The 12,424-nt window shown below is 72.7% G+C and carries 12 protein-coding genes; 8 read left to right on the top strand and 4 right to left on the bottom strand.

The window, feature by feature from the left end:
• Positions 1–27: 27 nt before the first annotated feature.
• Both BM076_RS25470 and BM076_RS25465 read right to left on the bottom strand, forming a co-directional pair.
• Positions 28–1,335 carry an ArsA family ATPase gene (locus BM076_RS25470; protein ID WP_093716023.1) on the bottom strand — a complete coding sequence of 436 codons (1,308 nt, stop codon included), beginning with the start codon at positions 1,333–1,335 and terminating at the stop codon, positions 28–30.
• A 1-nt stretch (position 1,336) separates the two neighbouring features.
• Entirely contained in the window at positions 1,337–2,431 is a 1,095-nt protein-coding gene (locus BM076_RS25465) for an ArsA-related P-loop ATPase (RefSeq protein WP_093716022.1), read from the bottom strand.
• 223 nt (positions 2,432–2,654) lie between these two features.
• Between BM076_RS25465 and BM076_RS25460 the strand changes: the two genes are divergently transcribed.
• From BM076_RS25460 to BM076_RS25440, 5 genes are all read left to right on the top strand, one after another.
• Complete coding sequence (locus tag BM076_RS25460) at positions 2,655–2,822, top strand: DUF4177 domain-containing protein (RefSeq protein ID WP_093716021.1); 168 nt, start codon at positions 2,655–2,657, stop codon at positions 2,820–2,822.
• Positions 2,819–3,307 (top strand): RidA family protein, encoded by a 489-nt coding sequence (locus BM076_RS25455; RefSeq protein WP_093716020.1) that lies wholly within the window; start codon positions 2,819–2,821, stop codon positions 3,305–3,307. The genes BM076_RS25460 and BM076_RS25455 overlap by 4 nt, the downstream gene beginning before the upstream one ends.
• A gap of 108 nt (positions 3,308–3,415) precedes the next feature.
• Complete coding sequence (locus BM076_RS25450; RefSeq protein WP_177246601.1) at positions 3,416–4,372, top strand: NUDIX hydrolase; 957 nt, start codon at positions 3,416–3,418, stop codon at positions 4,370–4,372.
• Positions 4,369–5,202 carry an MBL fold metallo-hydrolase gene (locus BM076_RS25445; protein WP_093716019.1) on the top strand — a complete coding sequence of 278 codons (834 nt, stop codon included), beginning with the start codon at positions 4,369–4,371 and terminating at the stop codon, positions 5,200–5,202. The genes BM076_RS25450 and BM076_RS25445 overlap by 4 nt, the downstream gene beginning before the upstream one ends.
• Positions 5,199–6,440, top strand: a complete 1,242-nt coding sequence (locus BM076_RS25440; RefSeq protein WP_093716018.1) for a cytochrome P450 — start codon at positions 5,199–5,201, stop codon at positions 6,438–6,440. Before BM076_RS25445 ends, BM076_RS25440 begins: the two co-directional genes overlap by 4 nt.
• A 16-nt stretch (positions 6,441–6,456) precedes the next feature.
• On the opposite strand, the gene BM076_RS25435 is transcribed toward BM076_RS25440, so the two are convergent.
• Positions 6,457–7,296, bottom strand: a complete 840-nt coding sequence (locus tag BM076_RS25435; protein WP_407640707.1) for a diacylglycerol kinase family protein — start codon at positions 7,294–7,296, stop codon at positions 6,457–6,459.
• A 143-nt stretch (positions 7,297–7,439) separates the two neighbouring features.
• Between BM076_RS25435 and BM076_RS25430 the strand changes: the two genes are divergently transcribed.
• Positions 7,440–8,723, top strand: a complete 1,284-nt coding sequence (locus tag BM076_RS25430; RefSeq protein WP_093716017.1) for an adenylosuccinate synthase — start codon at positions 7,440–7,442, stop codon at positions 8,721–8,723.
• Positions 8,724–8,783: 60 nt separating this feature from the next.
• Here the strand turns inward: BM076_RS25430 and BM076_RS25425 are convergent, their stop codons facing one another.
• The gene (locus BM076_RS25425) at positions 8,784–10,493 is read right to left on the bottom strand and encodes a serine/threonine-protein kinase (protein WP_093716016.1); all 1,710 of its coding nucleotides are present in this window, start codon (positions 10,491–10,493) and stop codon (positions 8,784–8,786) included.
• A 299-nt stretch (positions 10,494–10,792) separates the two neighbouring features.
• On the opposite strand from BM076_RS25425, the gene BM076_RS25420 reads away from it, so the two are divergent.
• Entirely contained in the window at positions 10,793–11,482 is a 690-nt protein-coding gene (locus BM076_RS25420; protein WP_093716015.1) for a GntR family transcriptional regulator, read from the top strand.
• 95 nt (positions 11,483–11,577) lie between these two features.
• Positions 11,578–12,228 (top strand): hypothetical protein, encoded by a 651-nt coding sequence (locus BM076_RS25415; RefSeq protein ID WP_093716014.1) that lies wholly within the window; start codon positions 11,578–11,580, stop codon positions 12,226–12,228.
• The last annotated feature ends 196 nt before the right edge of the window (positions 12,229–12,424 follow it).

Below are 12,424 nucleotides of genomic sequence, written 5' to 3'. Positions count from 1 at the left end.
GTACCTACGTGTACGTACGCGAACGCCTTACGCTGCGGCCGACTCGCCGTTGGCCAACTGTTCGCCGATCGCCCGCAGACCGGTGAGGTCGTGCACGTCGCCGGGCAGCGCCGTCACGTCCACCATCGGCACCTCCGGGTGGACGGACACGAAGCGGTCGCGGGTGCGTCGTTCACGCGCGACCACCTGCATGCGTTCGGCATGGAGGCGCAGCAGGCCCGCGGCCAGCCGTTCGGTACCGGCCGCGTCCACCTGTCCGGAGTCAGCCTTCCCGTCCGGATGATCGACAATGCGGCCGTCGGAAAGATTATTTTCTGCTGTCGCTCCCGGCCCGTCGGTCGCTTCCGACGCCTGCGCCGCGCCCACTGCCTCGGCCGCCTCGGCAGCCTCGTCGAGTGCCTCCTCCAGCGCCTCCGCCGCCGCCAGCGCCCGCTCGGCCGTCAGCTGGGCGGCGCCGCTGCCGTGCACCCGGTTGAGCACCAGCCCCGCGAGCGGCATGTCCTCGGCCGCCAGCCGCTCCACGAAGTAGGCCGCCTCCCGAAGGGCGTCCCGCTCGGGGGCCGCCACCACGAGGAAGGCCGTGCCCGGCGCCTGGAGCAGCCGGTACGTGGCGTCCGCGCGGGTCCTGAAGCCGCCGAACATGGTGTCCATCGCGGCCACGAAGGTCTGGACGTCGCGCAGCAGCCCGGCGCCCATCACCTTGCTGAGGGTGCCGGTCATCATCGACATCCCGATGTTGAGGAATTTCACCCCGGCCCGGCCGCCGACCTTCGCCGGCGCCATCAGCAGCTTGATGAACTTGCCGTCCAGGAAGGACCCGAGCCGCTTGGGCGCGTCCAGGAAGTCCAGCGCGCTGCGGCTCGGCGGGGTGTCGACGATGATCAGGTCCCAGGCGTCCTGCGCCCTGAGCTGGCCCAGCTTCTCCATCGCCATGTACTCCTGCGTGCCCGCGAAACCGGCCGACAGGGACTGGTAGAAGGGGTTCTCCAGGATGGCGCGGGCCCGCTCGGGGTCGGAGTGCTGGACCACGACCTCGTCGAAGGTCCGCTTCATGTCCAGCATCATCGCGTGCAGCGAACCGCCGGCGGACCGATCAATTCCGGCCACCTCGCGCGGGGTGTTGTCCAGTTCGGTCAGACCCATCGACTGGGCGAGCCGCCGCGCCGGGTCGATGGTGAGCACCACCGCCGTACGGCCGCGCTCGGCCGCCCGTACGCCCAGCGACGCGGCCGTGGTCGTCTTGCCGACACCGCCGGAACCGCAGCACACGATGATCCGCGTCTTGGGGTCGTCGATCAGCGGATCGATCTCCAGCACGGGGCTCTCCAGGCTCATGTCAGACCTTGTCTCCGTCGTCGCCGGTGTCGTCCCCAGCTCGCTTCTTCCCGCGGGTGCCCTTGGCCGTGGTGAAGCCCGGCACCGCCTGCTTGCGCAGGCTGTCCGCCAGCCGGTAGAGCCCGCCGAGGTCCACGCCGTCGCCGAGCAGCTCCAGCTCCCGTACGGGCAGGGCCAGTTCGCCGATTTCCGCGCGCTGCTCGCGCTCCAGCACCACCCGCTCGGCGTGCTCGTACGCCTGGGCGAGCAGCGGGTCGACCAGCCGCTCGGCGACACCGCCGCGCCGCGCGCCGCCGAGGCCGGCCTGGGACAGCGCCTTGGCGACGGCCGTACGCCGCTTGCCCGCGCCGCCCGCGGCCGGGTCGGCGACCAGGTCGAGCGCCGCGTCCTCCAGCAGCACCGGACGCACCATGTTGACGATGACCGCGCCCACCGGGAGCCCGGCCGCGCGCAGTTCCGCGACGCCGTCCACCGTCTCCTGGACCGGCATCTCCTCCAGCAGCGTCACCAGGTGGACCGCGGTCTGCGGGGACTTCAGCACACGCATCACCGTCTGCGCCTGGTTGTGTATGGGGCCGACCCTGGCCAGCCCCGCGACCTCGTCGTTGACATTGAGGAAGCGGGTGATCCGGCCGGTCGGCGGGGCGTCGAGCACCACCGCGTCGTAGACCGGCCAGCCCGCCTTGTCCTTGCGGCGCACCGCCTCGCACACCTTGCCGGTCAGCAGCACGTCGCGCAGCCCGGGGGCCACGGTGGTGGCGAAGTCGATCGCGCCGAGCTTCTTCAGCGCCCGGCCGGCCCGGCCGAGCTTGTAGAACATGTCCAGGTAGTCGAGCATCGCCAGCTCGGCGTCGATCGCCAGCGCGTGCACCTCGCCGCCGCCCGGCGCGGAGGCGATCCTCCGCTCCTCGTACGGCAGCGCCTCGGTCTCGAAGAGCTGGGCGATGCCCTGCCGCTCCTCGACCTCGACCAGCAGCACACGCCGTCCCTCCGACGCGAGGGCGAGCGACAGCGCGGCGGCGACCGTGGTCTTTCCCGTGCCGCCCTTGCCCGTCACGATGTGGAGCCTGACGGCTGAAGACTGTTGAGGGCTCACCTTGTGAGCCTAACCATTGACGGGAGCGCGCACGCGGGTGGCCGCCTTGTTGGGGGTGGCCGGGAGGTGTCCGGCGGGTGTCGTCCCGGGGTGGGGGCGGATGTCGTCCACAGAGTCCCGTCGGCGTCGTCCGCGGACTCGCGCGGGCGTTGTCCACAGGCCGGGGCCGGTGTCGTCCACAGGCCGCGCGGGCCGGGTCGCCGGGAGGCACTACAGTCGCCGTATGGCGACGACGAAGTGGGAATACGCGACCGTGCCGCTGCTGGTGCACGCGACGAAGCAGATCCTGGACACCTGGGGCGAGGACGGCTGGGAGCTGGTCCAGGTCGTGCCCGGGGCGAACAACCCCGAGCAGCTGGTGGCGTACTTCAAGCGGGAGAAGACCGCGTGAGCGCGGCGGCTGACGGCGCGGGTGGTGCCGTCGACGCGCGGCTGGCCGAGCTGGGCCTGACGCTGCCCGAGGTGGTGCCGCCGCTGGCCGCGTACCAGCCCGCGGTGGTCTCCGGGCGGTACGTCTTCACCGCGGGGCAGCTGCCCATGGTGGACGGCAAGCTGCCGCTGACCGGCAAGGTCGGCGCCGAGGTCACCGCCGAGGAGGCGAAGGACCTGGCCCGTACGTGCGCGCTGAACGCGCTGGCCGCGGTCCGCTCCGTGGTCGGCGACCTGGACCGGATCGCGCGGGTGGTGAAGGTGGTCGGCTTCGTCGCCTCCGCGCCCGACTTCACCGGGCAGCCGGGCGTCGTGAACGGCGCGAGCGAGCTGCTGGGCGACGTCCTCGGCGAGAAGGGCGTGCACGCGCGCAGCGCGGTCGGCGTGGCCGTGCTGCCGCTGGACGCGCCGGTCGAGGTCGAGATCCAGGTCGAGCTGACGGACTGACCGTCCGGGGTGCGCCCGGGCCCCGGACAACGGCCGTGTCTCCCGGCACGGCCGTACGCGGCGGGCGTGCTCTCGAACATCCCGGCGGTTCCCCGTAGCATCCGGCCCATGACCAGGACCGACGGACAGATGTTCCCCGCCTCGTGGCCGGACCGGATCCGGGCGCTGACGAGCGGGGAACTGGTCCCCGCCGTACCGCGCCGGGCGGCTACCGTCCTGCTGCTGCGGGACACCGACGGCGGCGGCCCCGCCGTCCATCTGCTGCGCAGACGCGCCTCCATGGCCTTCGCCGGGGGCGCGTACGCGTATCCGGGCGGCGGTGTCGACCCGCGCGACGAACGGCCGGTCGGCTGGGCCGGTCCTTCGCTGGACGCGTGGGCCGCGGCGCTCGGTACGACGTCGGCCGTCGCGCAGGCCGTGGTGTGCGCGGCGGTGCGGGAGACCTTCGAGGAGTCGGGGGTGCTGCTCGCCGGTCCTGACGCGGAGACGGTCGTGGCCGACATCACCGGCGCGGACTGGGAGGCCGACCGGGCCGCGCTCGCCGCGCACGACCTGGCCTTCGCCGACTTCCTCGCCCGCCGCGACCTGGTGCTGCGCTCGGACCTGCTCGGGCCGTGGGCGCGCTGGATCACCCCGGAGTTCGAGGAGCGGCGCTACGACACCTGGTTCTTCCTCGCCACCCTCCCGGCCGGGCAGCGCACCCGGGACGTGTCCGGCGAGGCGGACCACACGGTGTGGCTGCGGCCCGCCGAGGCCGCCGCGGGCTACGACCGCGGCGAGATGAGCATGCTGCCGCCGACCATCACCACCCTGCGCGACCTGACGCCGTACGCCTCGGCCGCCGACGCGCTGGCCGCCGCCGCGCACCGCGACCTGACGCCCGTCCTGGCCCGCGCCGCGCTCGACGCGGACGGCGGGGTCGTGCTGACCTGGCCCGGCCACGACGAATTCACCCGCTTCATCCCGGGCTCGGCGGGAAGACTGCCGGGCCAGGACCCAGATCCTGACCCCGCGCAGGGCCCTGACGGGGCGACGCATGCCGAGCCGAACGGAGACGCCCGGTGACCGCAGCCCAGCTCCCCGGCGAGCCGCAGACCACCATCGGCGGCCGGGCCACCGCCCGCGCGCTGTGCGTGCTGGCGCCCAACCCGTCGGCGATGACGCTGGACGGCACCAACACCTGGATCGTCGCCGAGCCCGACTCGCCCCTCGCCGTCGTCATCGACCCGGGCCCGCTGGACGAGGGGCATCTCGCCCATGTGGTGGAGACCGCCGAGCGCGCGGGCAAGCGGGTCGCCCTGACCCTGCTCACCCACGGCCACCCCGACCACGCCGAGGGCGCGGCCCGGTTCGCCGAGCTGACCAGGACCCGGGTCCGGGCGCTCGACCCGGCGCTGCGGCTCGGCGACGAGGGCCTGGCGGCGGGCGACACGGTGACCACCGGCGGCCTGGAGCTGCGGGTGATCGCCACCCCGGGGCACACCGCCGACTCGCTCTCCTTCCACCTCCCGGCCGACAGCGCGGTGCTGACCGGTGACACCGTGCTCGGTCGCGGCACCACGGTGGTCGCGCACCCCGACGGCCGGCTCGGCGACTACCTGGACTCGCTGCGGCGGCTCCAGGCACTCACGGTCGACGGCGGCGTGGACACCGTGCTGCCGGGGCACGGCCCGGTGCTCGACGACGCCCGCGGCGCCGTCGAGTTCTATCTCGCCCACCGGGCGCACCGGCTCGCCCAGGTCGAGACGGCCGTCGAATCGGGGCTGCGCACCGCTGCCGATGTCGTCGCCCACGTCTACGCCGATGTGGACCGCTCCCTGTGGCCCGCCGCCGAGCTGTCCGTCCAGGCGCAGCTCGCCTACCTCCGCGAACACGGATTGATCGATCTGCCATGAGCACACCTGCTGTCCCGTCCGTCCCGTCCGGGGCCGGCTTCGACCCCTGGTCGCCGTCCTTCGTCGCCGACCCGTACCCGGCGTACGCGGCGCTGCGCGCGGCCGGCCGCGCTCACTGGTTCGAGCCGACCCGGCAGTGGCTGATCCCGCACCACGACGACGTCAACGCCCTGCTGCGCGACCGGCGCCTGGGCCGTACGTATCTGCACCGCTTCACGCACGAGGAGTTCGGCCGCGAGGCGCCGCCCGCCGCGCACGAACCCTTCACCACGCTCAACGGCAACGGGCTGCTCGACCTGGAGGCGCCCGCGCACACCCGGATCCGCCGCCTGGTCGCCAAGGCGTTCACCCCGCGCACGGTGGAGAATCTGACGCCCACCGTGGAGCGGCTCGCCGCCGAACTGGTCACCTCCCTGTACGCGGACGGCGGCGGCGACCTGCTGTCCCGGGTCGCCGAGCCGCTGCCGGTCGCGGTGATCGCCGAGATGCTGGGCATCCCGCCCGCCGACCGCGGACTGCTGCGGCCCTGGTCGGCGGCGATCACCGGGATGTTCGAGCTGAACCCGACCGAGGACAGCGCCCGCCGCGCGGTCACCGCGAGCGAGGAATTCTCCGCCTACCTGCGGGAGCTGATCGCCGCCCGGCGCACCGACCCCGGCGAGGACCTGATCAGCGCGCTGATCGCGGCCCGCGAGGACGGGGACGTGCTCAGCGAGCAGGAGATGGTCTCCACCATCGTGCTGCTGCTGAACGCCGGCCACGAGGCCACCGTCAACACCACCACCGTCGGCTGGCTCACCCTCTTCCGCCACCCCGACCAGCTCGCGGCGCTGTACGGGGCGCCGGAGCGGCTGCGGGACGGTGTCGAGGAGATGCTGCGCTACGACACCCCCTTGCAGATGTTCGAGCGGTGGGTGCTGGACGACATCGAGGTCGGCGGCACGGTGATCCCGCGCGGCTCCGAGGTCGCCATGCTCTTCGGCTCCGCCAACCGCGACCCGGCCCGCTTCACCGACCCGGACCGCTTCGACGTCACCCGCCCCGCCGACGGCAACCGCCATGTCACCTTCGGCGCCGGCATCCACTACTGCCTCGGCGCCCCGCTGGCCCGCCTCGAACTCGCCGCCTCCTTCGGCACTTTCCTGCGCTCCGCCCCCGGCATGAAGCCGGTCGCGGAACCGTCCTGGCGGCCCGGCTATGTGATCCGGGGCGTGGAGGAGCTGCTCGTCACCTGGTGACGGCGCCGCACGGGCGTCAGCGGCGCGGCACCGTCAGCCGCCACGCCGACGGCTCCAGCGTCCACGTACGGGTGCGGACCGGACCGGTGACGGCGGAGTCGGCGCGGTAGCGGAAGTCCCGGCCGGAGACGGTGATGGTGCGGGCCTGCGCGCGGACGTGCTCCGCGCCCTCCGTACGGCGCACGAACACCTCCGCCACGCCCGACGGCGAGGTGCGCACCGACACCTCGCGCACCGGCTGGTCGAGGTCGGCGAGCAGTACGCCGTCGGCCTCCACCCGCAGCCGCTGCGGCGGCGGACTGCCGTTGACCGGGATCGGCGCGGTCAGCGTGCGCACCAGGGAGCGGGCGGTCTTCTCCACCGGCGTCCACCAGTGCGCGGCGGTCCGCGACACCGGTGTGCCGCACGGAATGCTCAGCGCGCCCAGCACGATGCCGCCGCTCTCGTCCACCAGCAGGTCCAGCTCGCGCTCCACGCCGTCGAGCACCGCGCGGGCCGCCGGCAGCACCTGGCCCGGCACCCCGAGACCGCGGGCCAGCGCCGAGCGCGGCCCGATCGGCACCAGCGCGAGCGGCGCCTCGCCCAGCGTCCGGTCGCGGTGCAGCGCCCGTACCGTCCGCAGCAGCGCGCTGTCGTCGCCGAGCACCACAGGGTGACGCCGGCCGCGGTGCGCGAGCGCGCGCTCCGCCTCCTCCGCGGAATCCGGCACGCAAACTTTCACGGAGGACGCCCCCGCGCACAGGACATCCTTGGCGATCCGGACGGATTCACCGTCGACAGCGCGTGCCGCGGGGTCGATGACCAGGAGCAGCGGGTGCTCCCGGTCGGAGTCCGGGGGAGGATGCCCAGGAGACACGGCCGACACCTCGGTCCTTCCTCAGGTAAAATCTCGGTGCAAGAGCCCCTTGCGCCTTTGCGTCAGGGGCTTCGTCTATTCCGGGGCAGGTTCGACGGCTCTCTGCACGTTGGACATGCCCCGCCCGGAAGGGGTGTACGCCTGTGCCCGCACTTGTGCTGCTCGGTGCTCAGTGGGGTGACGAGGGCAAGGGGAAGGCCACCGACCTGCTCGGTGGCTCCGTGGACTATGTGGTGCGTTACCAGGGCGGCAACAACGCCGGCCACACGGTCGTCGTCGGCGACCAGAAGTACGCACTGCATCTCCTCCCCTCCGGAATCCTGTCACCGGGGTGCACCCCGGTCATCGGGAACGGTGTCGTCGTCGACCCGGCGGTCCTGCTCTCCGAGCTGAGCGGGCTGAACGAGCGCGGCGTCGACACCTCCAAACTGCTGATCAGCGGTAACGCCCACCTGATCACGCCCTATCACCAGACCATCGACAAGGTGACGGAGCGGTTCCTCGGCAACCGCAAGATCGGCACCACCGGCCGCGGCATCGGCCCGGCCTACGCCGACAAGATCAACCGGGTCGGCATCCGCGTCCAGGACCTGTTCGACGAATCGATCCTTCAGCAGAAGGTCGACGCGGCGCTCAACGAGAAGAACCAGATCCTGGTCAAGATCTTCAACCGGCGCGCGATCAGCACCGCGCAGGTCGTCGAGGAGTACCTGGGCTACGCCGAGCAGATCAAGGGCTATGTCACCGACACGGCCCTGGTGCTCAACAACGCGCTCGACGAGGGCAAGGTCGTGCTCATGGAGGGCGGCCAGGGCACGCTCCTCGACGTCGACCACGGCACCTACCCCTTCGTCACCTCGTCGAACCCGACGTCCGGCGGCGCCTGCACCGGCAGTGGCGTAGGACCCACGAAGATCAGCCGGGTGATCGGCATCCTCAAGGCCTACACAACGCGTGTCGGCTCCGGACCGTTCCCCACCGAACTGCTCGACGCGGACGGCGACCGGCTGCGTACGGTCGGCCATGAATTCGGTGTCACCACCGGCCGCGACCGGCGCTGCGGCTGGTTCGACGCGGTCATCGCCCGCTACGCCACCCGGGTGAACGGCCTGACCGACTTCTTCCTCACCAAGCTGGACATCCTCACCGGCTGGGAGCAGATCCCGGTCTGCGTCGCGTACGAGATCGACGGCCGCCGCGTCGAGGAACTGCCGTACAGCCAGTCCGACTTCCACCACGCCAAGCCGGTCTACGAGTACCTGCCCGGCTGGTCGGAGGACATCACCAAGGCGAAGTCGCTGTCCGACCTGCCGAAGAACGCGCAGGCGTACGTCAAGGCGCTCGAGGAGATGTCGGGCGCCCCGATCTCCGCGATCGGTGTCGGCCCGGGCCGCACCGAGACGATCGAGATCAACTCGTTCGTCTGACCCTTCCGGCACCGTCCGGCGCAGGCGTGTGTAAGCCCCGCTCACCCAGGTGGGCGGGGCTTACTGCTGCACCTTTGTGTACGTCAGCGGCGCCTTGCCCGCGTCGACGTTGTCGCGGCGCAGATGGGTGTCGTCCACCAGGGTGAGCGTGGTGGCGCCGCCGGGGCTGCACGAACTGGCGGGCGTCCCCGTCACCACCTTCGACGGGCTGAGCGCGACCGGCGGTCCCGCCGAGGTGACGTGCATCGTCCAGAAGCACGCGTAGGTGGCGCTGTCGCCGGACAGCTCCACCGTGCCGTCCGCCTTCACCGTCAGCGTCCTGGTGTTGTCGCCCTCCTCGTCGGTGCTGAAGGAGGTCCGCCAGACGCCGACCATGGCGGACGGCACCGGCGAGTCCGGGTCCGTCCGCCCCGTCGGAGTGCCTGTGGGGGTCCCGGTCGCGGTGGCCGTCGTGGTCGGTGGCGGCGGGTGCGCGTCGTCGTCCTTCGTCCCGCCGCGGCTCGCGATGTACGCGGTCGCGCCGCCCGCCACCACGACCAGCGCCACCACCGCGGCGATCAGCGCGCCGCGCCGCGACCTCGGCGCGGGCCCGGGACCCGGCTGCGCATAGGTCGGCGGCGGTGGCGTCCCGCCCGGCGGCAGGGCCGGCCGCGCGTAGCCGGTGGAGCTGTACGAGGGGGAGCTGTACGTCGGGGAGCTGTACGTGGGTGCGTACGCCGTCGGCGCGTACGCGGTCGGCGGCAGCGGGCGGGGCGTCGCGTCAGGTGCGGCGGCGGGCGGCGCCGTGTCGACGGCCGTCCGGTCGGGGGCCGGGGCCGCCGCGGATTCCACCTCCAGCAGCCGTACCGCGTGCCGCCCCAGCTCGGCGACGATCGCACCCGGCAGCCACGGCTCGGCGCTCCCGTCCCGCGCTCCGGCGGCCCTGGCTCCGGCCGACCCCGCACCGTCACCGCCCGGCAGCTCCAGCCGTTCCAGCACCTCCGCCAGCTCCGGCCGCAGCTCGGGCGCCTTGGTCAGGCAGTCCGTGACCAGCTCGCGCAGCCCCTCCGGCACCCCGTCCAGGTCCGGCGGCTCCTGCACGATCCGGAACATCTGGGCGTGCACCCCGCTGCTGGCGGCGCCGAACGGCTGGAGGCCGGTGGCGGCGTAGGCCAGCACCGACCCCAGGCAGAAGATGTCGCAGGCGGGCGTGACCCGGTCGCCGCGCACCTGCTCGGGCGACATGAAACCGGGGGAGCCCACCATGGCGCCGGTATGGGTGAGGGAATCGCCGCCCGCGACCGTCTCCAGGGCGCGCGCGATACCGAAGTCGATCACCCGGGGACCGTCGATGGTGATCATCACGTTCGAAGGTTTGAGATCGCGGTGCACCAGACCGGCGGCGTGGATGTCGCGCAGCGCGTGCGCGAGGCCCGAGGCGAGCACCCGCACCGAAGACTCCGGCAGCGGCCCGTACTGCTTGATCACCTGCTGGAGCGAGGGCCCCGCGACATAACCGGTGGCCACCCACGGCACCGCGGCCTCGGTGTCGGCGTCCAGCACCGGCGCCGTCCACTGCCCGCCCACCCGGCGGGCGGCCTGCACCTCGCGCCGGAACCGGCTGCGGAATTCCTCCTGCTCGGCCAGCTCCTCGCGGACCAGCTTCACCGCGACCGTACGGCCGCGCTCGGAACGGGCGAGGTAGACGATGCCCATGCCGCCAATGCCCAGCCTGCCCAGCAGCCGGTAGGCGCCGATCCCCTGCGGATCGCCGGGCCTCAGCTCGTCCATCGTCGCTCTTCCCCCACCGCTGTCCGACGTGTACGGCGAAGAATAAGCGTATGAACGCCGCCGGGGTCAGGGGTGTCCCACCACGGCGTACTCAAGGACGTACTCACCTTCGTACTCACTCCCGCGTCCGCACCCGCGCCCGCAGCGGTGTCCCGCACCCGGGTCCCGCCCCCCGCCCGCCCGTCACGGCGCGCAGAAGCGCACGGGCTTCGCATATCGTGTCCGGCAGCCCCGCGGGCGTACGAACGTACGAACCCACCCGGGGTGGACGGACGACCCGGCGCGACGGAGGTGACGGCATGGCGGCGGACGGCGGCGGCTCGCCCGTGCGGCGCAGCAGCCTGCGCCAGCAGATCGCCGACGCCCTGCGCGACGAGGTGCTCACCGGCCGCCTCCAGGCGGGCCGGCACTTCACCGTCAAGGAGATCGCCGAGCTGTACGGCGTCTCCGCCACGCCCGTCCGCGAGGCGCTGGTGGACCTCGCGGCGCAGGGCCTGCTGGAGGTCGAGCAGCACCGCGGCTTCCAGGTGCGCCGCTTCACCGCCGACGACTACCGCACCCTCACCGAGGCGCGGCTGTTCATCGTCGAGGCCGCCTTCCGGCAGATGGCCGAGGCCGGCATGGGCGAGCTGCCCGCCGACGCGATCGCCTCCGTACGCCGCCGCGCCGAGGCCGCCGCCCGGGCCGCCAGGTCCGGTGTCCTGGACATCCTCATCGGCTGCGACCTGCGCTTCTGGCGCGAACTCACCGCCATCGGCGGCAATCCGCACATCTGCGAATTCCTCGACCGGATGCGGATCCAGACCTGGATCTACGCGGTGCCGCTGCTGCGCGCCCTCGACGACACCGCGGGTGTGTGCTGGGCGGGCCATGTCGAGCTGATCGACGCCGTCGCCGCCCGCGACACCGCCGCCGCCCGCCGGCTCACCCTCGACCACAGCGACCACACCCGCGCGCTGATGGAGAAGCTGGCACCCTCCGGTCCATGACGCGAGCGGCGCCGTCCACGACGGGACCGGTGCCACCCATGACGGGACCGGCGCGGGCGTTTTAGGCTGTACGCCCCCGACCGGATGGAGTGTTCGTGGCCTGCGACTTGTGGCTGGTGCCGCTCGTGGACGTGCTCTGCCACAGCCCGGAAAACCCCTTCTCCGAGGAACTCGCCCGATACGACAAGGCCCTGAACGACGCCGGGCAGCCGCCCGTGCCCGTCTACAGCTACATGCCCGGCCTGTCCGGCGACGTCGGCCCGATCGCCTGCTTCGACTACGACGCGCTGCATTTCCTGCGCCGCGCCTATCTGTTGAGCCTCCAGGGCCTGGAGGTCACCCCGGTCGACGCGCTCGGCGGCGACTACGAGCAGCTGCTGGAGATGTTCGAGGCGACCGCCCAGCGCTCGCACCTGGTCTGGCACTACGACCACGCCGGCGCCTATGTGCCGCTCGACTTCCCGCAGCCCGTCGTCAACGACGAACTGCTCGCCGGCGGCGGCCCGCTGGGCTCCAGCCACGGGCTGCTGCGCGAACTCGAATTCGTCGCCCCCGTCATCGGCATCGACCCCGCCAACCCGCCACTGCCCCCGGCCCCGCCGGACCACCACACCACCCTGGAGGAGCCCGCGGCCCCGCCGCCCCCGGGCGACGGCCCCTTCGCCCGCGAGCACCACGTCTGGCTCGGCCTGCACGCGGCGGCCACCCGCAGTTTGGGGCAGGGCTCGATGATCGTCTTCAGCTAGGGTTCCCCCCTTTTTTGCCGCCTTCTCGCCTCCGGGCGCTTAGACCCGGTGTCGACGTTCCTCTTCGACGGTCGCTCGTTCCTCGCTCCCTGCTCATCGTCTCTTTCGACACCGGCGCGCCCTTTGGCTCGCCGGCTACAACGGGGCCGGCCATCCCCGAAGACGTACCCTCCCGGGGCATCCGGGGGCGGATCGT

The organism is Actinacidiphila alni (assembly GCF_900112845.1).
In the GTDB taxonomy this organism is placed as follows: domain Bacteria; phylum Actinomycetota; class Actinomycetes; order Streptomycetales; family Streptomycetaceae; genus Actinacidiphila; species Actinacidiphila alni.
The sequence above is the reverse complement of the archived record's forward strand: the minus strand, read 5'-3'. Positions and strand labels throughout refer to the sequence as shown.